The following is a 22,445-nucleotide window of genomic DNA, read 5'->3' as shown; positions in this document are numbered from 1 at the left end:
TCATCCGGCAAGCTTGGCGTCGGGCGATCGGCACCGGCATTCCCGATCGCAGGATGGGGTCGGTTCCGGCTGAGGGCGAAATGACACCCTAAGCGAAACGGCAAGAAGGGGTGGGGAGCGGACATCGCGCCCCCGCCTTGCGTCATCCTGAACTTGTTTCAGGATCCATCGGGCGATTGGTGCCGGAGCGTGGTGGCTCGTGCCGCCATCTCGGTTGGCCGATCATAAACTGGGCTTTCGGATTGATGGACCCTGAAACAAGTTCAGGGTGACGGCTGATTTGGGGTGGGGCGCGGTCATCCGTCATCCCGGCGCATGCCGGGACCGTGGGCAAGTCTTGAGGCGATAGCTATCGCCAGGGCGCCCGGACGTGAGGCTGCTTCTAAAGACAGCCCACGGTCCCGGCATGCGCCGGGATGACGACCATTGGGAACGTCTGCAACGGGGCGGATGCTGCCCTTCACCATTCCGCCGGATGGATGTCGATCAAATGGATCAAATGTCAGTGAGATCCTCAGGGTACATCCCACCGCGCTGGCAGAAGAGAGCCCATGTTTCCTTCCCCTGTGCGGTTACGATCATGCGAACCGGTAAATCGACTGCGAGCGCGATAAGGCCGAGGCGGACAAGCGGGCCAATGCTCCTATCGCTGATCACCCTGTCAGGGGTGTACCCTCCTGCCACGAGTGTCCATCCGGGCGTTCCGCGTTCGGTAATAGCCGGAGCGAGATGGCCGTCACGTGGGAGATCGGTATCGCGGCCCAGGGTGTATAGGCAGATACTCCAGAAGGCATCTCGCGGTCGTGGTGGGATCAACGCCCATTCCAGCGGGCCGGCATCATCCTGTTCGGGCGCTTGAACGGCTGCGGCCGGGTCGTCCCGGACTCCATCGCGGTACGCGCGCTCTAGCGCCTGCGCGATGGCGCCAGCAGTGTCGACGGCGATCCCGTACTTCCGATTGTAGCGATCCTTGGCGACAATGCCTCGGGCGATTTCGCGAAACCGCGCCTTGCGCCGGGGATCGGGACGCAGCCGTCCAGACGCCCCGGTCATGTCGTCACCGTGACATCAGGGCTCACGTTACCCCGTGCGCGAGCCACGATCCCGGCGACCGTGTTCTTGCTGAGTCCCAGGTCGCGAGCGATCCAGCGATAGCTCCGCCCCTCGGCGATATGCGCCAACACTTTGGGCGCGAGGCGGTCCGACTTGGGTCGCTCCCCCAGTTGCCGGCCGAGTTTGCGGCCACGTGCCCGCGCTGCAGCAAGGCCAGAGCGGACCCGCTCGCTCAGCATGTCGCGCTCAAACTGGGCTATACCTGCGAGCATCGTCGCCATCATCCGCCCATGCGGCGTATCGACCTCGAACGTCATGCCGCTCATCGCGACCACCGACACGCGCCAGCCCGACAGCCGGTTGAGTGTATCGAGCAGGTCCTGGGTCGAACGCCCCCAGCGACTGAGTTCGGTAACGAGGATCGCATCGATATGGCGTGCCTGCGCCAGCTTCATCACCTCAGCCCGCGCCGAACGGTTTGCCTTCATGCCCGACGCGGTTTCGCGGAAGACCTCGACCACTTCATAGCCGCCACGCTCGGCAAAGCCGGCCAGGTCGCGGAGCTGCCGTTCGCACGACTGGTCGGCTGTCGAAACCCTGGCGTAGATGGCGGCGCGCTGTCCCAATTGAACCCTTCTGGAATTAGGCCTCGAAAAGCCTTGATTTGCGTGGGGTCAGTGTTGTCCAAAACAGACTTCTGTTCAATGGGGACAAGCCGTGCATGCCGAGACGCCATATCCTCAGCGCCCGACAGCGTTCGGCCCTACTCGACCTACCGACTGACGAAGCGGCGCTGCTGCGCCATTATCTTCTGGCAGACGATGACCTGATTCATATCGACCGGCGTCGCCGACCGGAGAACCGCATCGGGTTCGCCCTGCAGTTGTGCGCGCTGCGATATCCAGGCCGGACCCTTGCTCCCGGCGAACTGATCCCCCACACTGTATCTGCCTTTCTAGGCGCCCAGCTTGGCATCGCTGGCGAGACGCTCGCGGCCTATGCCGTTCGACGCCAAACCCGCCACCAGCACATGGAGGCGCTGCGCCGTATCTACGGATACAGAATGTTCCCCGGACGGGGACCGTATGCCAGGGCTTTCCGCGATTGGCTTCTCGCCGAAGCCGAGCAGGCACGCTCAAACGACGACCTTGCCCGGCGCTTCATTGCCCGCTGCCGTGAAACCATGACCATCCTGCCGGCGATCACGACAATCGAGCGTTTGTGCGCGGACGCGCTCGTCGCCGCCGAACGTCGGATCGAGAAGCGGATCGCGGCCCGTCTCGATCCCGTCGCCTGTGATGGGCTCGACCGACTGACTACCGAGATGCTGCCGGGGGCGATCAGCCGCTTCATCTGGCTGCGCCGGATTGAGCCGGGCAACAACTCCGCCGCGGCGAACCGGCTGCTCGACCGGCTCGAGTTCCTGCGCGCGATGAACCTCAATGATGGTATACTTGCCGGTGTTCCACCGCATCGCGTCGCCCGGCTACGCCGGCAGGGCGAGCGCTACTTCGCCGATGGCCTGCGCGACCTCGGCGCCGATCGGCGCCGCGCTATCATGGCGGTCTGCGTCATTGAATGGGCCACGGCGACTGCGGATGCGGTGATCGAAACACATGACCGGATCGTTGGCCGCACCTGGCGCGACGCGAAGCAACTGCATGACGCGCGGGTCGTAGAAACCAGAGGCGCTACCACTGCGACTTTGAACGGCTTCACTGCACTCGGTCAATCATTGCTCGAAGCGCATGGCGACGGCGCGTCGCTGGAAGATGCGGTCGCGGGCGGGGCGGGATGGGAACGGCTCACCAGCCTCGTCGCTACGGCCAAGACGTTGACGGACACCTTGGGCGATGATCCGCTGGCCTATGTTGATCAGGGGTATCACCGCTTCCGTCGGTATGCCCCGCGCATGCTGCGATGCCTCGACCTCAAAGCTGCGGCGGTTGCACGGCCTTTGCTGGACGCGGCTACCGTCATCGCTACCAAGGGCGCAGTTCCGGCGGCCGACGATTTCTTGCGCCCGCATTCCAAATGGCGGCGACAGTTGCGGGCGAAGGGCGATGATGATGCCCGCCTCCGGGAAGTCGCGGTCATGTTTCACCTGCGCGACGCGCTGCGCTCGGGCGACATATGGCTCGACCGCTCGCATCGATATGGTGACCTGCGCCACGTCCTCGTGCCGATGGCGGTCGCGCATGCCGCGAAGCTGGCGGTCCCGTCCGACCCGCATGTCTGGCTGGCTGACCGCAAAGTGCGTCTCGCTGATGGCCTTGCCCGGCTCGGTCGCGCCGCGCGCAGCGGTACAATTCCGAAAGGCAGCATCGAGGACGGCACGCTGCGCATTGATCGGCTCACCGCTGACGCGCCGGATGGGATCGAGGATCTGGTGCTTGATCTGTATCGCCGGCTGCCGCCCGTCCGCATCACCGATCTGCTGCTCGAAGTCGATACCGCGCTGGGTTTCACTGATGCCTTCACGCATCTGCGCACCGGCGTGCCATGCGGCGACCGAATCGGCCTGCTCAACGTCCTGCTTGCCGAGGGCCTGAATTTGGGTCTGCGTAAGATGGCAGAGGCTTCCAACACTCACGACTATTGGCAACTCTCCCGTCTCGCTCGCTGGCACGTCGAAAGCGAGGCGATCGACCAGGCGCTGGCCAACGTGGTCGCGGCGCAAGGGGCGCTGCCGATGGCCCAGGTCTGGGGTATGGGCAGATCCGCATCGGCCGATGGCCAGTTCTTCCCCGCCGCACGGCAGGGCGAAGCGATGAATACGATCAACGCCCGCTACGGCAACGATCCCGGCATCAAGGCCTATACCCACGTCAACGACCGCTTCGCGCCGTTTGCATCGCGGACCATTCCAGCCACGGTCAGCGAAGCACCTTATCTACTCGACGGGCTGACGATGAATGAGGCAGGGCGACGGATCGAAGAGCAGTACGCCGACACTGGCGGGTTCACCGATCATCTGTTCGGGATCAGCGCGATGCTCGGCTGCCGCCTTGTACTGCGCATCCGCGACCTCCCATCCAAACGACTGTACGTGTTCGACCCTGCCGCGACGCCGAGCGAATTGCGCCCGCTGGTGGGCGGCAAGGCGCGTGAGGCGCTGATCGTTTCCAACTGGCCCGATCTGTTCCGCTGCGCCGCCACCATGAGCGCTGGACAGGTCGCGCCGAGCAGCATCTTGCGCAAGCTCGCCTCCTATCCGCGCCAGAACGATCTTGCCTCCGCGCTGCGCGAGGTGGGCCGGATCGAGCGGACGCTGTTCATCATCGAATGGATACTCGACGTCGGCATGCAGCGCCGTGCACAGGTCGGCCTCAACAAAGGCGAGGCACATCATGCGCTGAAAAATGCCCTGCGCATCGGCCGTCAGGGCGAAATCCGCGACCGCACGACGGAGGGTCAGCATTACCGGATCGCCGGCCTCAACCTGCTCACCGCCATCATCGTCTACTGGAACACCCTGCACCTTGGCCATGCCGTTGAGGCCCGGCGCCGCGAAGGGCTCGATACCCCCGACCATCTTCTCGCCCATATTTCGCCGCTCGGATGGGCACACATCCTCCTCACTGGCGAGTACCTTTGGCCCAAGGACGCCGGCGCTTAGGGTGTCATTCCGCCCTCAGCCGGAACCGACCCCAAGAATGCCATCTTTGTAGGCAGGGCTGATGTGCCCGGCATGCCGGCAGTCGATCGCCTCTTTGCTCAGCGGTTGGAGGGATTTGCAGCAAGCAGGTAGCTTCGCGCGAGAGTGCCTATTTAAGAGGCAGGCGGACCGCTCGACGAGACTTCCACCGCTGATCTGCAGGTGGCGGGCGAAGGAGCGGAATGAATTGTGGAAGCGGTCGTGAGACCTTGTCTCGTCGCAGGTGGGTTTCTTGGGTAGGATCTTAGCGGAAGTCGTATCGCATAGCTTGGGCAACATGAACGTCAAAAAAGAGCCGGTGAAAGAATGCCTCGAGCAAACGGGGCAACCCGAGAATCAAACATGTCATTGCCGAGAAAACGAGAATAGTGGAGCGCTTTAAAAGGCCATGGCATAGCTGTCGCCATGTTGAAGACGTTGACCGTGGCCGCGCGCGATCGCAACCGATTGGCGGAGATAATGCGGGTCGCGTCCCGCTTTGGATTGGGGGTCCTCCTGTCCCGGCTCGGCTTGTCGTCGACCGACGCGGGCGATGAGCGTGATGGGGATGGCCTAAGCCTTCAGCGCCGCACCAGGCTGGCGTTGGAGGAGCTTGGCCCCACGTTCGTGAAGCTGGGACAGATATTGGCGACGCGAGCCGACCTGTTGCCGCCTCAGTGGATCGCCGAGCTTGAGACACTGCACGGCCAGGCACCTGTTCTAAACTTCGAGGATCTCCGTCCCTTCGTCGAGCAGGCACTAGGTCAGCCGCCTGAGGACGCCTTCGCCAGTTTCGACTACAAAGCTTTCGCCGCCGCATCCATGGCTCAGGTCCACCGCGCGACGCTGCATGACGGTCGCGAAGTCGTGCTCAAGATTCAGCGACCGGGCATTCGGCCGCGGATGGAAGCCGACCTTCGCCTTATCGCGCAGCTGGCGACAATCGTGGAAGCCGCTAGTGCGGAAGCGCGGCGTTTCGCGCCGTCGGCCATGCTGCGCCAACTTGCCGCGGCCGTACTCGAGGAACTGGACTTCACGAACGAAGGGCGCAACGCTGACAGCCTCCGTGCCGACTTCGCCGAAGATTCCCGTGTCGTCGTGCCGGCAATTCACTGGCAATGGTCATCCGTCACATTACTCGTGATGGACTATGTTGCTGGCGTTTCGCCTCGCAGCGCCGCTGATCTCCGCGCCGCAGGCATCGATCCCGCGGCCATCGCCGCAGTCGGTGCTGACATCGTGCTGGACATGGTGATGATCAACGGTCGCTTCCACGCCGACCCGCATCCCGGCAATCTGCTCTGCTTACCTGGTAACCGCATTGCCTTACTCGACCTTGGCATGATTGGTCATGTATCCCCGCGTCGGCGCCAGGAATTCCTAAGCTTCCTCCAATCGCTCGCCAGCAGTGATCCGGGACAACTTGCCGATGTGCTGCTCAGCTGGTCGGGCGCGGCATCACGCGAGCCGCTTCGCGTTGCAGCCGAGCGCCTTGTTGCGCGCCATGGCGGAGGACGACTCGTGTTGAGCGCAGTCGTCGTCGATTTCCTGGCGTTGATGCGCGAGGAGGGACTGACCATGCCGCCTGATCTGCTGCTGATCTTTAAAGCGCTGGTGACGATCGACGGCGTTCTTACGGCGATCGAACCCAATTTCGACCTCTCGGCCGCGATGCGGTCGGCATCGCGTCGGATAATCGCGGCGCGACTATCACCGGATCATTGGGCGCCGATTCTTCAGGCGTTCAGCTGGGAGTTGATGAAACTGGGCGATGATGCGCCACGACTATTGCGCGCTGCCGTGCGCAGGCTGGAGGCCGAAACTCCGATGCCGATCACCGCCGCCAATCTCGTCAGTGCCTCCAGGTGGATCGCCGCAGCACTCGTGATCGGCGCCGCCATGTTGGCCGTTGCTCTCGTCGTTAGATGATGCGTTGCCCGCTCGGCTGGGAGCAGCCAGCCGATGGATCGATCAGTAGCGCTGCTGACGTTCGTAGAGGCTGCGGTAATGCTGAACCCGGGTGACGCGCAGGCCCGGAAGGCCCGACCTGTCAACGGCCCGTTGCCAGGACGCGAATTCTTCGAGCGTGAGTTGATAGCGATCGCATGCCTCATCGATCGTCAAGAGCCCGCCATTCACGGCTGCCACAACCTCACCTTTGCGACGGATGACCCAACGGGTCGTTGTGGGCGGAGGGAGTGTTTCCAGCGTAAGGGGCTCACCAAGGGGGCCAATGACCTGCGCGGGCCGGAATTTCTGGTTCTCGATCATCTTACACCTGTCATCGCAGATCGGCTTGGAGGTCGCGCCTCCGTTGGCGAAGAATAGCCATGACACGCTTGTTTTGAGGTGAAGAAAACTGATTAACGCCGCATGCGCCAGATTAGCGAGGTGTGCGATCATGACTTGCCGCTAGCCTCCCCCGCCTCCCCACAGCGGGGATATCGAGCCAATCCTAGTGGGATTGACTGTCGCATCTGGTCTGACGGCAGTCCCAATCGATATGATCAGCTTCAGAGTTCGGAAGAGCCTCGGCAGACGTTGCCCCTCTTGGTGTGTTCTGATCGCAATTCGCAGCGGTGCGCGCAGAGCGGCGGGGCTGGTTCCTGTGAAAACCGCACGGAAATCCGATGGCCAGTCCGTTACGGATCGATTTTAATGGCCTCCGGCCGAGGCTTTCTTGCATTTCTTAAGAAATTTGGCCTAGTTTGAAGGCAGCCGTGGAGACATGGCCGGAGGCGTGGAAACCTTCTTAGAGTTAGAGCCGGTCAAGCTTCTTGACCGGGTGGCGGACGCGTATGTCCAAGGCCACCCGGCCCAAAGGCGTCCGCGCCTGAACTAACTCTCAGGTTTCCAACACCCGGTTTCGGGGGCCGGCACGTCTCCGAATAGGGGGCGTGCCGCCGGCTGGGCACTTCCCAATCAACTCTCGAGCCGGGACGATGAGAAACGAGTAGGGACAAGGTGTGGACAGCCATCTGCCGGTTGGACGACTTGCTCAAGCACTGGAATCCATGTCGCGAGAGAGCGCCTGGGTTGCAATTGTGGCGACGACCGCTCTGCTCACCTGGGCGAATTCGAGGTTCCCGGACGCGGGGCTCGCACCGCTATACATACCCGCAATCTGCGCAGCATGCTGGTCCTTGGGCGAGCGCGCCGGCTATTTTGTCGCGCTCGTCTGCGCAGTCTCGGCCATCATGCCTCATCTTCCGATGTCGGATTCTTCGCCATTGGCATTGGCAGTCAGGACGACGGTTCGGGTTGGAACCTACCTTTTCGTGGCCGCCACGATTGCGAGTTTCCGGCGCTCGTTTGATCGTCAGCGTCATCTTGCCCTGCGAGATCGAATGACCGGCGCGCTCAATGGGGAAACATTCCACTCCTACCTCGAGGAGACTCTCGACGCTGCGCGCGAGGACCAAGGGATCCTGCTGCTCGCCATTCTCGACCTCGACGATTTCAAGGCGATCAACAACCAGCACGGGCATGCCGCCGGCGATACGGTCCTTCGCACCTTCGCACGCGGCGCGAGAGAACTCGTGCGGCGGGATGATGCGTTCGGCCGAATAGGCGGCGATGAGTTTGTTCTCCTCCTTCGCGTCCGCCCATCCGATGCCGGGGAGAGCTTCGCACGCACTCTGCACGGAAGAGTGTCGGTCGTCCTTGCAACGGGAGAATATCCTGTCACCTGCAGTATGGGTGCACTGATCATCCAGCCTGACAATGGGCAGAACGCGGCATCGCTGATGAACGCGGTCGACCAGATCATGTACCGGGCCAAGCGTGGCGGCAAGAATGCGGTCGAGATTGGATGGGCCGAGCGCGCGCAGGAGATTAAAACCCGGGAAATGCCACTCAGCACCCGTGAGCAGATCGCGTGACAGGGCAGCGTTCTGATCTCGAGCGGGCCATCAACCTGATGACGGAAGTGCGCCGGATCCTGGATCGATGGGGGCTCAATGTCGCGGCGGCTCATCTCGAGCGCGCGCATGATGTCGCTGCGCAGGCGGTTTTGGCGCCGTTGGAGGGGCAGGCCGACGAGGCAGGATCTGCGGACCGCCTCCCGCTTGATCGGACCGCGATCCTTGCCCTTGGGGGCACCTTTGCCGTCATTGCCGCCGTTCTTGGCCGTGCCAACGTCATTCCGATGCGTGAACTCGCGGAAATTCTCGCCATCTATGCGACGACGACATCGGAGACCGACAATTCGCAAGGGCTCCTGATCGCATGCTGGGCGGGCATTCTGCGCGAAGCAGCCGAAGTTGGAGAAAAAGGCTAGAGGGGCGGTAGATATGCGGCATCTTCGTCCGGCGCCCGGGTAGCTGCCGACGAGGAGAGCGGGAACCCGGGGTGGGTCGGGTTCCCGCTCAACAGAATCCAAACGGACGTTCATCGCTGAGATGTCGAGTATGTCCTTGTTACCGGCTTCTCCGTCTCGGCGCCGACATAAAAGCGGGAAGGGAAATGGAGGTGCAACATGATGCATTTTACCGAGCGCGTGCTGACGGACGAGTTAGCCGAAGCCAAGTGCCTTCTTCAGCGTGCGTTGGCCATCCTCGATGCGCACGACGAACACGCTGCGGCATATTGCGTCTGCGATGGCATTGAACGGTTGATCGGAGCACCAAGCACAATCGAGCAATGGTATCTGATGACCGGAAGGGATCCAGAGGGAGAACCCTTGGATGACTCGGCCTGAGGCTACAAGAATGGGTTTGAACTCTGCTGAGGGTACCCTGGCCCGAACCCAACGCGATAGTCGCGTCAATTGTGTGGGCTCTATCAAGAAGCTAGAAAGCGACCGAAAAAAGGCGACACCACTTGGATGCCGCCCTTTCGAGTTCAAAAGGGCTTCGAATTTTCATTCTGCCCCTCGGGTCGCGATGAATCGTTACCATTGCGAGACGATATGATATTGTATAAATACGACACAATGGGTCTCACACGGTGATTTTACATCGAGTGTCAATTGGCAAGTTCGTTAGTCTTAGTCCGCCTCTTCGATGCTACAGATTATGTCGAATTCTTTTCAACAGTGGCCACGCCGGGGCTCGGTCAGCGCAATAGGCTGGTTGCAACATCTTGATATCGCTTCGGGTGAAGCCCATCATGTGACGGGAACCGGAGCATATCGAGGGTTTCGTCGCGAAAACTAACGGCTACCGAGCTCACGACATAGGAGCGAGGACGCGAATAGGGCAGAATCCAGATAACGCGGCGTGAGCTGATCGATGATCGAATGCGTATGAGTCGTTCCGACAGAAGGCCATCCGGCATATCGTTCGAGCCGATCGCTATTACGGTGACACCGAAACGTCTTGCGGGTTTCCGCCAAGCCAAAATCTGCTTGGCTGTCGCGCCTTCAGCCGCGACGACTGTGCATGGCCGCGCGAGGCGGGCATTGGTGAATTGAGCGGTGCCGACTGCGAGGCTGTCGCCTAAAAAGAGGCATTCGAACATCAGGCCAACCTCCTCAACCAGTGTCCCTCAGGGCGCCAAGGCTGCCAATGGCGCCCTGAAGAATGCTGCAGATGGCACTTTCGAGACTATCGGCGACATTGGTTATGTCACGTGGAGTTGCTGATCGCGCTCGGCTAGCCGCTTTTTTTCACGCGTTCGCCAGCACCTTTTCAAGCGCGGCACTTTTAAGGCATTCAATCGGGTTCATCGGCAGCTATGTTGTCGATGAAGCCCTCGAAGAGCCCTATGACGTGGCGTGACGAGATGGCCTGTTCGAAATCTCGCGGATGCACGAACTCGTCGCGAAACCACGGATATATGTCCCCGGCGAAGCAGCTGGTCAGCCATGTTATCACCGATTGCACGCCGGACGAGGAGGCCTTGGCCGGATTGGCCACGCAAAATATCTCGCGCCGCAATCGAACGTCCAGGTCCAGTGGACGCACCCGCCTGCTGATCGCACGGGCGTAGGTTGGGAGGATGCCAATGCCTCCGCCGGTCGCAATCGCTCGAAAATGAGCGGAACTGCTGTTGGTCCTTATGCTTATCAGCCCCGGCACTTCCGAGCGTCCCAGGATGAAGGGCAAGAGGTACGAGGCGACCTGGTCTGCCTCCTGCCATACGAGCTTATGGTTCGGCCATTCGTCAACAGATGTCGGGGTGCCCGCAACCTTCAGATAGCTCTCTGCGGCGAAGGGCATGAGATGCAAGCAGCCGATATGGCGGACGATGGCCGTCCCTTCTGCGGGGGGCTCGAGTTGTACGGCCAGGTCACATTCGCCGCCGGCAACATCGCTGCGACTCATGTCGCAGTGGAGATCCACGTCGAGGCCAGGATTTGCGCGCTGGAACTCCACGAGGCGAGGCATGAGCCAGTACGTACCCAGGCCCTCCGTAACGGCCATACGGATTCGCTCGCGTTCGCCGGCGGAAGGACGAACTGCCTCCGCGCTCTGCCGTGTCAGCCGCATCTCTCGGGCGGTGAGGAGCAGCTTCTCGCCGACCCGCGTCAATCGCAATCCGGAGGGGCCGCGCTGGGCGATGACTTCGCTCAGCTTGTCCTCGATTCGCTGCAGCCGGCGGCGGATCGTCCCGACGGCGCGGCCGGTCTTCGACGCACCAGCCCGCAGGCTGCCCGCCTCGACCACGTCGAGAAAAAGCTCCAGATCGGTCCAGTCGACGAGCTTGAGCTTTTCCTGAAAGGACTTGTTACCGGAAGAGGAGCGTGTCTCGGATCGGCGATTGCCAACTTTGGCCGATGGGATGGGTATCTTTCTAGCGTTTCGCGCTTTCTTGGACGTGGGCAAACCGCTCTCTCCTCTATTTCGGATCACAGCAGAATCCGCTGCAAGAGAGTTCATGCGATCTTTCAAAATCAATAATAAGTTCGGTCAATCCGGATGTTTCTGTTTGGGTCAACGTTTGCGAGGAGATCCGGAACCCGGATGTGTCAGTCATTCCCTGGCGCCGTGACATTTAGGCACATCGATGGCGGGGTGCGTCAAAAGTGAACCCGCCATAGCGAAAGATGACCTCGCCTCAAGGTAAGCAGATGTAGGTATTTGGGTAACCCTTTCAGTCACGAAGGGGGATGCATGTACCGGGCGAACATACAAACCGCGGCGATCGACGGCTTCCACACGATGGCATTTTCCGAGCGTGTCCAGAGGCTATGTGCTGCTGGTGATAGGACAATTCCCGTGACGCGGGCGGCGAGTTTGGATGAAGCACTTGCCGCATTGGCTTTTGCGAGGCGCCAACTCAGGGGCTTGGTACCCAACGATGTCGCTGCGGCCGCTATCGCGCATAACCGGGAGATTTTTCATATCGTGGGGGAGCAGGACGAACGATCAGATCGACCGGCGTTCCTCGCGTATCTCCCTCTAAATCGGCAGGGAGCTTCGGCGCTTGTAAACCGACAGTTCAGCGGAATGGAGCCGGACCTGACGATGGTCTGCCGAGCTGATGAACGGCCCCACGCAATCTACATCTGGCTGATGTTCGCCCCCGGCACGCTGACGCCGACGCTCCGTGCGCTGGCTCCCCTTCTCGGGCGCCTCGCGCCGGAAGGTTGTCCGCTTTTTACGCGAGGAGTGACTGGACATATGTCTCGTCTATTCCCTGCCTTGGGTTTCATTGAAGCGCGCCACGTCTACCCAAATGCTGCAGCGGATCTGCTGGCCTTGTCCCCCCGTTCGGGGTTTCCGCTCTTTGAGAACGAACTGGTTGCACGACCTGCCGGCGCGATCACGGTGCGCGTAGCGCGCACGATGGAAGACATTCTGAAATGCTTTACGGTCCGGTCGGCGACTTACATGGCGGAACAGGATTGCCCGTTCGACGAGGAGTTCGACGGAAATGATTTTTGCGCGACACATTTCCTCGGCGAGATCGATGGTGAACCGGCGGGCTGTATTAGGGTGCGCTATTTCGCGGACTTCGTAAAACTGGAACGTCTCGCTGTGCGGCATGAATTCCGGAACTCGAGGTTGTCTTTTCGCCTCGTCAGGGAGGCGATTAGCTATTGCCGTCGCAAAGGATATCGCCGCGCCTACGGTCATTCTCGCAGCGACCTGGTCCGCTTCTGGGGTATATTCGGTTTCAGGGCAATTGCGGACCGACCGCGCTTCACCTTCTCCGAGGTCGAATATGTCGAGCTCGAGGCGAGCCTCGCGGCGACGGAGGATCGGCTCGCCATTGGTGCCGACCCCTACATACTGATCCGTCCGGAGGGAGATTGGGATCGGCCTGGTCCGCTGGACCGATCGTCATCGCGGCCCGCATCCATCGGGTCGCGCAGGCGCAATCGCGGACCGTCTGTCGAGCGCATGGCGCAGAACCTTACATCCTCCTCCACGGCGGGTGCATAATGTCAGGGTCGGAGAGGCAGCGGGACCGCTGGGCGCCAGTTCCCGACATAGAGGACCCGGGCGTCGCATGCGGTTGCGCAGGCGGTCTCGCGCGAGACGTGTCGGCAGATCCGGAGTGCGCTCTGCCCGGTGCCCGGCTGGCACATTGGGCGCTGATGGCCCGGCGCTTACGGGAAGAGGTGATCGGCAGTGATCTCTTCTCCGACCCCGCATGGGACATCCTGCTGGATCTTTATGCCGCGCTTGGACGCGGTGTATGCGTGAAAGCCAGCAGCGTCTCGCTGATTGCTGGCGTGCCCCCAAGCACGGGCCGCCGCTGGGTGAGCAAGCTCATTGATCTTGGCCTCATTGAGCGCGCGAAAGGGCAGCCGGATCAGCGCTTCACCTATCTCGGGCTCAGTGCGAAGGGACGGGAGATCATGGAAGTCTTCATGGACCGCCTGGCAGGTAAAGGCATGCCACCCTGTTGCATCGCTAGATTAGGCTGTCCTTATCGCTCGAGCGACCAGGCCGTGGGATGAACGGCTAAATGGCCGCAGGGCGTGCCTCTTGGTTTGGCGCGATTGACGGCCCGCTGAAGGCTACTCCGTCGTCGACGCCGCAGTCTATGTCGTCGAGCAGATCCAGTCCCTCGTCCAGCCGCCGGATGAATCCAACGGATGCACTGTGTGTCGCGATCCGATGCCATGCTCAGCTTGGCCTCTCATCGGGAATGGCGGGACTCCCGCTCGGGCGCTGCCACTTCGCAGCTTCGCGCAGCGCGCAACATAGGCGTCCTAACCGGCCAAGAATTTGTTCGGAGCGTCTGAAATTCAGGCCCGCGCCCATTGCGGTGATGCGCGCATGGTCACTTGACTTGTCGTGCGGCGGAATGTCGGGAAACCATGGATAGGATTTATTCGTATATATCGAATATATACAGGGCTGCCATGCATCAGCTTACCCAGATCGAACTGTCCAACTGGCTAGCGCTTTATCTCGCCGCAGGCTTGTGCTGCGCGCTCGCCTTCGCGCTCGCCTGTGCCACTGCCGCTATCGAGATTTACCGGGACCGTTCATGGTCGACGATCAAATCCGTCAGATCCGCGGTGCTTTTCATACCTCGGACATGGTGGCGCTGGCAGAAGCTCTATTTGACCTCGACCCCGGTGACTCTCGGTATCGTAAGCTTATTCGCTGCGTCGATGAGGTGGGGCTGATCGCGGCAGTCTGGCCGTGCTGTCTGGAATAGGATGATAGTTCGAGCGGCAGTGCGTCGAACGAGCTCTCCTCTGATCAAAGCCCGAACGCGCGCGACACCATCGGTCCTATCCGATCCTCATTCGCGTCTTTCTGGGAAATGCAAAGTAGGGGTGCTATCTGCTCCATACGCGGATGGGTGGTGGCCTTTGCTGCAAGATAGGCATCGTCCGTCGACCCCATCGCTTCGACCACGAGCTGCCGGATTTCCCCGGTGCTGCGGGAGCGCGCTTCAAGCAGGAAGTCGGGACGACATGAGCCAATGTCGGTGAGCGTGTCGAAAACAGGCTTTTCGAGCACAAGATCGATCTGTCGTCGATCGAAGTCGCGCCGGAGCTGGAGCAGGTCGCGCAGGACGGTGCGCTCAAACTCTGAGTCAACCGGAATGAAACGCCTTCCCGAGAAGATTGGCTGGGCATAGCCTCGAAGCGGGGCATATCCGTGCGCTTCGGGATATTCGCCGGCCACGATGAGGACCAGATAGGGGCCTTTGATCGTGTTGCCCCGCACGGATGGCGATTGCACACGGTTAGCGAGCACAACCGGGTCGCAGCCCGCCACCTGGATTGTCGATCCACGAAATTCCTGGGCGAAGAGCGCGAGAAAAGCCTGCGGAGCATGCGCGCGCGGCCAGCGCCGCGCAAGTTCGCGCAGGCTCGCATAGACCCGTTTGCTGTGGAGCGCCTGTGCGTGGGTCCAGAAGGCGCGACCAAGCTCCATTCCCGGCGCGATCTCGACCCGCTTGGCCGCCTTGGTCAGACATCGAAACTCATCGCCGATAGAGTGGTCAGGCGCCTCGTGCGAGAGGGGCATCGTGCGATTGAGGCCCGCGATATGGATGAGGCGCCAGAGAAGGCGGGCCAGACGCGGCACGGAGGCTTGGCGGGTTCGATCGTCGCTGCTCTCTTCTTCTGGTCGTTGTGCCAGCTTCTCCGGCGCGGGCCTCAGCACTTCAAAATAACCCGCGGGGGGATCGGCGGGGCTCTCGGGCGTGCGAACCTCGGTGACCCGGTTTGTCGCCTGGTCGCGAAAGAAGGGGCAATCCGGCAGGTGCTCCGGCCGGTTGGGGCTGGTGAGGCGACGGAGGTAGTAGGTTTCCGCCTCTGATAGGAAGGCTGGAGTGAGGATCGGCGGGGCTGCCTCTGGAGCCAGGCAATCGCAGGCGATCCATTTTTCGCCGAGCCGAGCTTGCTGGACGAGCATTATCCCGGCTTCCTCATCATGCCGGGAGCCCTTGCCGACGTACCACCTCACAAGCGCGTCACGAACGGGGGCGGGAAGTGGAATACGACCAGCGCCTCGGCCATCGCTGTGGCGTGCGATCAACCACATTTACCTGCCCCCCGCGAACAGGGAAGCCTGTCTGAAGCGCCCAACGGTGGATTGACAAGCTGGCATCTGCTGATCTTCCCTTTCCTCAGTTCGCAAAAAGGGAGGTCTTTATGCGTGTGTTTCTCCTGGGCTTGGTTGCGGCGAACCTCGTCTGCTCCGCACAAACGCAGGCCGCGCCGAGAACTGCACAGACCGCGCGGAGCGTGCAGCTCATTGCGATGGGGGCGACAGCAAAGCCAGATCCCGGCCCACCGGCTCCGCCAGACGATCAAGCCGTCGGCGGCGCCCCGCCGGCTGATTTCAAGGTGCATGACCTCAGCCGCCGTTGGGTCGAATTCGAGATGGCCAACAGTTTCGCTGGCGAGAATACCGCTCATCCGCCGTTGCAGGACGAGGACCCGTTCGCGCATGTCGGAGTTGCGCAGCCGGCCGTGCATCCAGCAGAGATGCCACCTTATCCAATGTCCTCGATCCCAGTGCCGATCTGGATGCGCGGAGGACCGGTGTTCGCCTCGGCCGCCTCCAGCTACGTGCCGGGCTGCTACGCGCCCGGCTACAGACCCACAGGCTTTCTCGCCTCCGATGCCGAGATCCGGCGGGCGAACTACTACGGCATGATGAGCAATATCGCCTGCCAATACGGCATTCCCGTGGGACTGTTCGACGCGATGATCATCCGGGAAAGCCGCTATCGGCCTGATGCCTTCTCTCCCAAAAGTGCCTTTGGACTGACGCAGCTGATGCCGGGTACGGCGGTCGCGCTTGGCGTCAACCGTTACAGCGTGGAAGAGAATCTGCGCGGTGGCGCAAAATATCTGCGTCAGCAGCTCGACCGCTTCGGCCACTACCATCTCGCGCTCGCCGCCTACAATGCTGGTCCGGGACGGGTTCGGAATGGACTGGTGCCTCGGATCACCGAAACGCAGGCCTATGTGGATAATGTGCTGCTGAACTGGTCTCGTCTGAGCGGCATCAACCGGCCGGTGACGGTCGTTCCACGGGTCCGGGGAGCGCCAGCGAGCGCCGATCAACGCGCATTCGGCCGGACCGCGGCAGTTTCCACTTTCTAAGGAGACGAGGGGTTGACGCGCGCGGCCGGCATTCAGGCCGCTTGCGCGAGATGGCTCAGCGCCAGAGCTCATCGCGCTGGGTGATTACGGTGCGGCGGCCCATGACGAACGCGACCGCCTTGGCGATATCCTCGATCCATCCGTTGCGGAGGATGGCTGCCCATTCGGGCCGCGCTTCGGTGCCATCGAGGCCGTTCATGGTCTCGAGTGTCTGCACCAATTCCTTGCCTAGGTCTTTGACGATATCGCCAACGAGATTGATGACGCTGTCGTAACGCGCCTTATCCGAGGGATCGAGGTCGCGTAACGCTTCGGTGCGCATGAACGCCTTGAGGATATTCGTTCCCAGCGCCAGCAGGATCGCCTCCAGTTCATCGACTGTCATGGAGAGGCGCTTCTGCGGGGTCTGATGAAGAATGCGGCCCAGCCTTGATTTGCTGATGCCGGTTTTCTCGGCCAGGGAACGATGCCGTGTATCGTTCGCGGCCATCAGGTCGCGGATCAGACGAATATAGTCTGGCTCAAACGAACCGACAGACAGCGATTCCGAGGTTTCCGACATGCAGATCCCCACCACACCTTTCCGGTGGATGAAGAGAACATGACAGATTCTTCATTTGCAAGCCTGCTTGGGGCCAAAATGAGCGGCATTCAAATCACTGAGAGCCGGTCACATCTCGCCTAGTGACGCGGGCTGCTCGGCGGAATGGCAATTCTGGCCGGTATCACCCGTTCCAGGTCCATTTTTGCCAGCACCCGCGCCGCTTTCTGTTCGACGACATAGTCGAAGAGCAACACGGAGAGGGCATCGCCGACGGTGAGATCGGCGTCGAGTTCCCTGCTGAGAAGGTCTTTAACGTCATCCAGGCAGTCAGCGCTGGTCTGTGAAATTTGAAGTTCGATGCGGATCTCGCCTTGGGTTGGAATTGCGACCAGATGCTCTTTCAGGGTGGTCATGTCGCGATCTCGGATTCGCGAAAGGCTTCCGATCCGAGCCTCCAGGAGGCGCTCAAGGGTTTGGTAGGACTTTGTCTCGTTGGATCTGAGCCGGAGACTTTCCGTGGTCAGGCGAAAAAGATGCTCGGAAATGTCGAGCGTGCAGCCTGGAATGTCAGCGCCGATCGTGCCCACGTCTTGATTAGCCTCGTATCGAAAGGGCCCGTTGATCGTCGGGCGCTGCGGAGGGTTAATGAAACGATAATGGTTAACATTTTACGAGTCCGCCCTGCGAATCTATCGCCGTTACGTCGCTTTCGCAATTCTGAGGCAGTGTGCCCTAGAGCGCGGGCGAGGCGTCCCAAATCTGGGGCAGTATGGCCTGAAACCGGGGCGCGGTGTCCCGCTAAGGCGATCGCTCGTCAGCTAAGCATACAAAATTTTACGATTCGCAAACGGTCGGATCGACGTTCGGTTGCACAGCCGCGAGCCGATTGGTCACCCTTTGCTTGGGCGCGGTTCCGTCGCGTCTCCAACCGAAGGAAATCCACATGCAGTCTGTCCTCAAAAAGAGCGGACACGCGGAGCTGGCGATCCTCGCCCTCGCCGTGCTTCTGTTCGCATTCCTCTTCTTCGCAGGCCCCGCATTCGCCGGTGCCGACACGACGTTCAACACCGCGCTGACCAAGTTCACCGACTTCCTCGAAGGGTCCGGCGGCAAGATCATCACCGTGCTCAGCCTGGCCGGCGGCATCGTGGCGCTCGCATCGGGCCGGTTCTCGATGGGCCAGATCGCCATTCCGGTCGGTGTCGGTGTGGGCGCCGGTACCGGCATTCCGATCGTCACCTCCACCGTGACCGCAACGATCTGAACCGATCCTAGGCCCCGCGCGGAGTAGCAGCTCCGCCGGGGCGCAAGGAGGGGGTGGTGCAATGGCCGCAGACAAGTACGTCATTCCAACTCATCTCGATGATCCCGAGCTGATCGGGCTGTGGACCCTCGATGAGTTCCTGGCGATGGTTATTCCGTTCGTCTGGGGGATCCTGTCTCAGCACATCCTCATCGGCATGCTTCTTTCGGGTGCGGGCTGGTGGGGTCTCAGAAAAGCTAAGGCGGGCCGGGCGACATCTTGGCTGCTTCACCTGGCCTATTGGCATCTGCCGGCCGGTTTCACCGGTCTCAGAGCCACGCCACCCTCATATCTTCGACTGATGGCGGGGTGATATGGAACTTTCCTACAGCCATACGAACAGCCAGCGTATCCTGCGCCAGCGTAACATCCTGGCCGTCGCTGCGGCCGCGCTTGGCGTGCTCACCCTGCTGCTGTTCACAGTCAGCCTGTCACGCGATCGGGAGGTCGTGCTGCAGCCGGTGCTGCGATCTTCGCTGACAATCAGCTCCGCTGGCGTCAGCCACGAATATCTCGAGATGATCACACGCGACACGGTCGTGCTGACGCTCGACCGCAGCCCGCAGAATCTCGAATATTGGATGAATGCGGTACTCGATATTGCGAGCCCGCGAACGCAGGGCAAGATCAAGGCCGATCTGCTCAAGATCGTCAGTGAGCAGCGGGGCTCGTCGATTTCGCAGTTTTTCACGATCCAGAAGATGGAGATCGACACCAAGAACCTCCGTTCGGAGGTGACCGGCGAGCTTCACACGATCGTCGGGGACAAGGTCATCTCCAACGAGAACCGCACCTTCCGCTACGACTGGGAATATTCCGGCCTGTCGCTGAAGCTGGTCGGGTTTGGAATGGTGAAGACCGGCGCCGCCAAAGACCAACAGGGGAGCGACCAATGATGCCGGTCTATGCCATCGGGAGTGCCGCCCTCGGCACTGCCTTCCTCACGCGCGTCTATTGCCATGCGAGCCGCTTCATCGGCGCCGGTCTCGTCGCGCTGGCGATCTTCCTGATCGCCGAGCCGGCCTTCGCCGATCAGACGATCATGGCGAGCGACAGCGCCCAGGTCGATTGCACCGCGTCGGCCAAGGATCTCACCCGCATCAGCCTCGTCGAGGACGAATTCGCGAGCGTGTCGAAGATCTCGACCGGCAATCCGCAGGACGACTTCTCGGTCGTCAACGAGCCGGTGCGCGGCGACATCTATCTCTCGGTACCCGATGGCTTCGGGCGTCCCGCGCTCTCCTTCTTCGCGACAAGCAAGCGCGGCTATGTCTACAAGTTCGTCTGCCGCATCAGCGGCGACCAGGCCGCCCAGGTGTTCGTGTCGAACCCGGCGATCGCAAACGAGCGGGCCGCGGAGAACGGTCCCACGAACCAGCTTGGTCCGCAGGATGCGGCGGTCGAACTTGTCCAGGCGATGTACTCCAACGCCGTCGCGGACGGATATGAGATGCGCCAGCGCACTCTTCGCCCGGTCTATGTCGGGACTCTCAAGGTCCAGATGATCGCCGAGTATCGGGGGTCAGAGCTGACCGGCAGGGTTCTCCGGATCGAGAACAAGGGCGACCAGAGCGTCGAGCTCACCGAGAGCATGATCGCTCCATCGAGCGCGCTCGCCGTGTCGATCGCCGACAGCAAGCTGGCGCCGGGCACGGTCACCACGGCCTATCTCGTCTCGCAGAATGGCCCCAGCCCGCTGGCTGGCCAAAACACTCTCACGGGAAGGTGAGGACATGGCTCTTTCCGACATCCTGAACCGCAAGCGCCGCCCGCTCGATGATGGCTCCGAAGAGGGCGTCTCCCCGGTCGCCGGAGACCTTGGCGGCAATGACGCGGTTCGCCGCCGTCAACGCCTGCTCCTGGCCGGCGCTGCGGGCGTGGGTCTCGTCATCTCCTCTTTCTGGATTTTCGGCGGTGACGACAACAAGTCCAAGCTCGCCGATGATAGCGTCAGCGAGGTCAACGTCTCGACCAAGGATCTCGTCAACCGCAATCTCTCCCAGCAGGAGTGGATGGCGCTTTCCGAGAATCGCTTCCAGTCCACCGAGAACCAGCTCAAGTCGATCGACGGTCAGAACCACCGGCTCGAGATGCTGACGGCGCAGGTCGAGGCCCTGAAAGGCCAGAACCAGGCGATGCAGGCCGATGGTCAGCGCGTGCTGTCAGCCTATCAGGCCGAGAACGAACAGCTGCGTCGGCAAGTTGCGGACCGGCGCGCGGCGCAGGCGCCGACGCCAGGGCCCTCAGCGATGTACGGCCCCAATGGACCGCAGGCCTATCAGCGTCCCGACGGACAGGGCAGCGCACAGGGGGCCGCTCCGGTTGCCTCGCCCGCCGAGGTGAAGCTCGTCAATTTCACCACGGCCGACAGCGGAAACGCTTCGCGGGTCGCCAAGGGCAACACTGTCTCCGCCGACAGCGTCAACTATCTGCCGCCCAACAGCTTCGCGCGCGCGAAGGTCATCGTCGGCGTCGATGCCAGCGCCGGGGTCAATAGCCAGAGCGATCCCTTGCCAGTGGTGCTGCGCGTCACGGGCCCGGCGCGCTCGGTCTACCAGAATGGCCGCCTGCTCACGACGAAGATCGAGGGGTGCCTCATCAACGGCGCAGCCCGTGGCGATCTCTCGAGCGAGAAGGTCTACGTCAAGCTCCAGAAGATGACGTGCCCGCAACCCGGGGGCCGCTATGCCGTGTCCGAGGTCAAGGGCTTCATCGCCTTCGGCGGCAAGACGGGCGTGCGCGGCCGAGTGGTCTCGCGCGAAGGATCGCTCGTGACGCAGGCCTTCCTGGCAGGTCTGGCCGGCGGGTTCGGTCGCGGCTTCTCCGCCAACGCCAACTCCGTCTTCCAGGGCACCAATATCACCACCAACGGCCAGCGCCAGAAGCTCTCGACCGGCGACATCCTGGAAGGCGGTTTTGGCGAAGGCGTCGCCCAGACCGGCGACATGGTCTCCAAATATCTGATCGAGCGCGCCGAGCAGTACCAGCCGGTGATCGAGATGCCGACCGGCATCGACGTCGAAATCGTTTTCCTGGAGGGTGTCTATGTCCGCAATTGACCGCATACGCACGCTGGCGCGTCCATCGCGCCTGGTCCTCACCACGCTTCTTGGGCTCAGCGTTGCCGGTATCGCGCTTGCGGCCGACACCAACAGCCCGGAAGATCGGGTCCGGCTGCTGCTGAAGACGCGGTTGCCCAAGACGCCGGTCACCGCGATCGATTGCGGGAAGATCAGTGGCCTGTGCGAAGTCACCGCAGGGGCCAATCTGTTCTACGTGGACACCGGGGCGCGCTTCCTCGTCATCGGGCGTGTCTATGACATGCAGACCCGGCAGGACATCACCGCCGCCCGGCTGCTCGAAATGAACCCCGACATGCTGGTTGGGGCAGCCGCCAAGGCGAATGCCACCGCAAATGCCGGCGGGGACGACGAGTCCGCCCAGCTTGCGGCGGCGACACCGGGCCGCACCGAGAAGCTTGCGCGGCCAGAGGTGCCGCAGAAGCTTTCGCTGGCTGAACTGCCGCGCGAGGGTGCGATCGTTTGGGGCAACCCTTCGGGCCAGACCGTCACGATCTTCACGGACTTTCGCTGCGGCTACTGCCGGGCGCTCACGAGCGTGCTCAAGGACATGAACGTCCGGGTCGTCGAGCGGCCGATCTCGGTGCTCGGAAGCCGCGACGTCGCCGATCGCGTCTACTGCGCGAAGAACCGCGAGGCCGCGCTCCATGCGGCCTATGCTGGCGAGGATCTGAAGGCGGGTCCGTCCTGCGACACGTCGGGTCTCGACGCCAACGAGGCCTTCGCCCACCGCCATGGTCTGAGTGGCACGCCCGTCATCGTTCGCGGCGACGGCGCGGTCATCGAGGGGTTCCGGCCGCGGGCCTTCCTCGAGAACTGGCTCAAGGGAGGGCAGTCGTGAGCCGGCGGCCTGCCAT

At 61.9% G+C, this 22,445-nt stretch carries 22 protein-coding genes; 15 read left to right on the top strand and 7 right to left on the bottom strand.

What is annotated here, in order from left to right; all coding sequences use genetic code 11:
* Positions 1-1,049: 1,049 nt before the first annotated feature.
* Positions 1,050-1,679: a recombinase family protein gene (locus tag ACODRZ_RS16885; protein ID WP_004213007.1), complete on the bottom strand. Its 630-nt coding sequence runs from the start codon at positions 1,677-1,679 to the stop codon at positions 1,050-1,052.
* Between the two features lie 95 nt (positions 1,680-1,774).
* On the opposite strand from ACODRZ_RS16885, the gene ACODRZ_RS16880 reads away from it, so the two are divergent.
* A complete protein-coding gene (locus tag ACODRZ_RS16880; protein ID WP_024020823.1) occupies positions 1,775-4,672 on the top strand; it encodes a Tn3 family transposase in 2,898 nt (965 codons plus the stop codon).
* A 444-nt stretch (positions 4,673-5,116) separates the two neighbouring features.
* Positions 5,117-6,619 carry an ABC1 kinase family protein gene (locus ACODRZ_RS16875; RefSeq protein WP_024020819.1) on the top strand — a complete coding sequence of 501 codons (1,503 nt, stop codon included), beginning with the start codon at positions 5,117-5,119 and terminating at the stop codon, positions 6,617-6,619.
* 42 nt (positions 6,620-6,661) lie between these two features.
* On the opposite strand, the gene sciP is transcribed toward ACODRZ_RS16875, so the two are convergent.
* The gene (gene sciP / locus ACODRZ_RS16870) at positions 6,662-6,961 is read right to left on the bottom strand and encodes a CtrA inhibitor SciP (protein ID WP_031309906.1); all 300 of its coding nucleotides are present in this window, start codon (positions 6,959-6,961) and stop codon (positions 6,662-6,664) included.
* 695 nt (positions 6,962-7,656) lie between these two features.
* On the opposite strand from sciP, the gene ACODRZ_RS16865 reads away from it, so the two are divergent.
* The 3 genes from ACODRZ_RS16865 (at position 7,657) to ACODRZ_RS16855 (ending at position 9,389) form a co-directional block, all read left to right on the top strand.
* Entirely contained in the window at positions 7,657-8,571 is a 915-nt protein-coding gene (locus ACODRZ_RS16865) for a GGDEF domain-containing protein (RefSeq protein ID WP_052028338.1), read from the top strand.
* Entirely contained in the window at positions 8,568-8,969 is a 402-nt protein-coding gene (locus ACODRZ_RS16860; protein ID WP_024020815.1) for a hypothetical protein, read from the top strand. Before ACODRZ_RS16865 ends, ACODRZ_RS16860 begins: the two co-directional genes overlap by 4 nt.
* A 198-nt stretch (positions 8,970-9,167) precedes the next feature.
* Positions 9,168-9,389: a hypothetical protein gene (locus tag ACODRZ_RS16855; RefSeq protein WP_024020814.1), complete on the top strand. Its 222-nt coding sequence runs from the start codon at positions 9,168-9,170 to the stop codon at positions 9,387-9,389.
* A 356-nt stretch (positions 9,390-9,745) separates the two neighbouring features.
* Here ACODRZ_RS16855 and ACODRZ_RS16850 read toward each other — a convergent pair whose 3' ends face one another.
* Complete coding sequence (locus ACODRZ_RS16850; protein ID WP_084625445.1) at positions 9,746-10,150, bottom strand: hypothetical protein; 405 nt, start codon at positions 10,148-10,150, stop codon at positions 9,746-9,748.
* A gap of 194 nt (positions 10,151-10,344) precedes the next feature.
* Positions 10,345-11,457 carry a LysR family transcriptional regulator gene (locus ACODRZ_RS16845; RefSeq protein ID WP_235219115.1) on the bottom strand — a complete coding sequence of 371 codons (1,113 nt, stop codon included), beginning with the start codon at positions 11,455-11,457 and terminating at the stop codon, positions 10,345-10,347.
* Between the two features lie 288 nt (positions 11,458-11,745).
* Between ACODRZ_RS16845 and ACODRZ_RS16840 the strand changes: the two genes are divergently transcribed.
* From ACODRZ_RS16840 to ACODRZ_RS16830, 3 genes are all read left to right on the top strand, one after another.
* The gene (locus ACODRZ_RS16840) at positions 11,746-13,020 is read left to right on the top strand and encodes a GNAT family N-acetyltransferase (protein ID WP_024020812.1); all 1,275 of its coding nucleotides are present in this window, start codon (positions 11,746-11,748) and stop codon (positions 13,018-13,020) included.
* Positions 13,021-13,118: 98 nt separating this feature from the next.
* Positions 13,119-13,541, top strand: a complete 423-nt coding sequence (locus tag ACODRZ_RS16835) for a MarR family winged helix-turn-helix transcriptional regulator (RefSeq protein WP_152536494.1) — start codon at positions 13,119-13,121, stop codon at positions 13,539-13,541.
* Positions 13,542-14,077: 536 nt separating this feature from the next.
* A complete protein-coding gene (locus tag ACODRZ_RS16830; protein ID WP_161633929.1) occupies positions 14,078-14,251 on the top strand; it encodes a hypothetical protein in 174 nt (57 codons plus the stop codon).
* Positions 14,252-14,295: 44 nt separating this feature from the next.
* Here ACODRZ_RS16830 and ACODRZ_RS16825 read toward each other — a convergent pair whose 3' ends face one another.
* Entirely contained in the window at positions 14,296-15,591 is a 1,296-nt protein-coding gene (locus ACODRZ_RS16825) for a DUF8535 domain-containing protein (protein ID WP_031309899.1), read from the bottom strand.
* A 110-nt stretch (positions 15,592-15,701) separates the two neighbouring features.
* Between ACODRZ_RS16825 and ACODRZ_RS16820 the strand changes: the two genes are divergently transcribed.
* Positions 15,702-16,661, top strand: coding sequence for a lytic transglycosylase domain-containing protein (locus tag ACODRZ_RS16820; RefSeq protein ID WP_019054298.1), 960 nt, complete (start codon positions 15,702-15,704; stop codon positions 16,659-16,661).
* Positions 16,662-16,716: 55 nt separating this feature from the next.
* Here the strand turns inward: ACODRZ_RS16820 and ACODRZ_RS16815 are convergent, their stop codons facing one another.
* Together ACODRZ_RS16815 and ACODRZ_RS16810 are read right to left on the bottom strand one after the other, a co-directional pair.
* Positions 16,717-17,223 carry a helix-turn-helix domain-containing protein gene (locus ACODRZ_RS16815; RefSeq protein ID WP_019054297.1) on the bottom strand — a complete coding sequence of 169 codons (507 nt, stop codon included), beginning with the start codon at positions 17,221-17,223 and terminating at the stop codon, positions 16,717-16,719.
* A 119-nt stretch (positions 17,224-17,342) separates the two neighbouring features.
* The gene (locus ACODRZ_RS16810; RefSeq protein WP_019054296.1) at positions 17,343-17,792 is read right to left on the bottom strand and encodes a hypothetical protein; all 450 of its coding nucleotides are present in this window, start codon (positions 17,790-17,792) and stop codon (positions 17,343-17,345) included.
* A gap of 356 nt (positions 17,793-18,148) precedes the next feature.
* On the opposite strand from ACODRZ_RS16810, the gene ACODRZ_RS16805 reads away from it, so the two are divergent.
* The 6 genes from ACODRZ_RS16805 (at position 18,149) to ACODRZ_RS16780 (ending at position 22,429) form a co-directional block, all read left to right on the top strand.
* Positions 18,149-18,469, top strand: coding sequence for a TrbC/VirB2 family protein (locus ACODRZ_RS16805; protein WP_024020808.1), 321 nt, complete (start codon positions 18,149-18,151; stop codon positions 18,467-18,469).
* Between the two features lie 61 nt (positions 18,470-18,530).
* Positions 18,531-18,821, top strand: coding sequence for a type IV conjugative transfer system protein TraL (gene traL, locus ACODRZ_RS16800; RefSeq protein ID WP_017184781.1), 291 nt, complete (start codon positions 18,531-18,533; stop codon positions 18,819-18,821).
* A 1-nt stretch (position 18,822) separates the two neighbouring features.
* Positions 18,823-19,404, top strand: coding sequence for a type IV conjugative transfer system protein TraE (locus ACODRZ_RS16795; protein ID WP_024020807.1), 582 nt, complete (start codon positions 18,823-18,825; stop codon positions 19,402-19,404).
* A complete protein-coding gene (locus tag ACODRZ_RS16790) occupies positions 19,401-20,237 on the top strand; it encodes a type-F conjugative transfer system secretin TraK (protein WP_019054293.1) in 837 nt (278 codons plus the stop codon). Before ACODRZ_RS16795 ends, ACODRZ_RS16790 begins: the two co-directional genes overlap by 4 nt.
* 4 nt (positions 20,238-20,241) lie before the next feature.
* Entirely contained in the window at positions 20,242-21,567 is a 1,326-nt protein-coding gene (locus ACODRZ_RS16785; protein ID WP_019054292.1) for a TraB/VirB10 family protein, read from the top strand.
* On the top strand, positions 21,554-22,429 hold the full coding sequence (locus tag ACODRZ_RS16780) for a DsbC family protein (RefSeq protein WP_019054291.1): 876 nt from the start codon (positions 21,554-21,556) through the stop codon (positions 22,427-22,429). Before ACODRZ_RS16785 ends, ACODRZ_RS16780 begins: the two co-directional genes overlap by 14 nt.
* The last annotated feature ends 16 nt before the right edge of the window (positions 22,430-22,445 follow it).

The sequence above is a fragment of the Novosphingobium sp. FG90 genome (genome assembly GCF_057808725.1).
This window is presented reverse-complemented; position numbering and strand designations above follow the sequence as displayed.

Coding starts and splice junctions, on each gene's coding strand:
- ACODRZ_RS16880 (WP_024020823.1), top strand. CDS start 1,775: ATGCCGAGACGCCATATCCTCAGCGCCCGACAGCGTTCGGCCCTACTC.
- ACODRZ_RS16875 (WP_024020819.1), top strand. CDS start 5,117: ATGTTGAAGACGTTGACCGTGGCCGCGCGCGATCGCAACCGATTGGCG.
- sciP (WP_031309906.1), bottom strand. CDS start 6,961: ATGATCGAGAACCAGAAATTCCGGCCCGCGCAGGTCATTGGCCCCCTT.
- ACODRZ_RS16855 (WP_024020814.1), top strand. CDS start 9,168: ATGATGCATTTTACCGAGCGCGTGCTGACGGACGAGTTAGCCGAAGCC.
- ACODRZ_RS16850 (WP_084625445.1), bottom strand. CDS start 10,150: ATGTTCGAATGCCTCTTTTTAGGCGACAGCCTCGCAGTCGGCACCGCT.
- ACODRZ_RS16840 (WP_024020812.1), top strand. CDS start 11,746: ATGTACCGGGCGAACATACAAACCGCGGCGATCGACGGCTTCCACACG.
- ACODRZ_RS16830 (WP_161633929.1), top strand. CDS start 14,078: ATGGTCGACGATCAAATCCGTCAGATCCGCGGTGCTTTTCATACCTCG.
- ACODRZ_RS16825 (WP_031309899.1), bottom strand. CDS start 15,591: ATGTGGTTGATCGCACGCCACAGCGATGGCCGAGGCGCTGGTCGTATT.
- ACODRZ_RS16820 (WP_019054298.1), top strand. CDS start 15,702: ATGCGTGTGTTTCTCCTGGGCTTGGTTGCGGCGAACCTCGTCTGCTCC.
- ACODRZ_RS16815 (WP_019054297.1), bottom strand. CDS start 17,223: ATGTCGGAAACCTCGGAATCGCTGTCTGTCGGTTCGTTTGAGCCAGAC.
- ACODRZ_RS16805 (WP_024020808.1), top strand. CDS start 18,149: ATGCAGTCTGTCCTCAAAAAGAGCGGACACGCGGAGCTGGCGATCCTC.
- traL (WP_017184781.1), top strand. CDS start 18,531: ATGGCCGCAGACAAGTACGTCATTCCAACTCATCTCGATGATCCCGAG.
- ACODRZ_RS16795 (WP_024020807.1), top strand. CDS start 18,823: ATGGAACTTTCCTACAGCCATACGAACAGCCAGCGTATCCTGCGCCAG.
- ACODRZ_RS16790 (WP_019054293.1), top strand. CDS start 19,401: ATGATGCCGGTCTATGCCATCGGGAGTGCCGCCCTCGGCACTGCCTTC.
- ACODRZ_RS16785 (WP_019054292.1), top strand. CDS start 20,242: ATGGCTCTTTCCGACATCCTGAACCGCAAGCGCCGCCCGCTCGATGAT.
- ACODRZ_RS16780 (WP_019054291.1), top strand. CDS start 21,554: ATGTCCGCAATTGACCGCATACGCACGCTGGCGCGTCCATCGCGCCTG.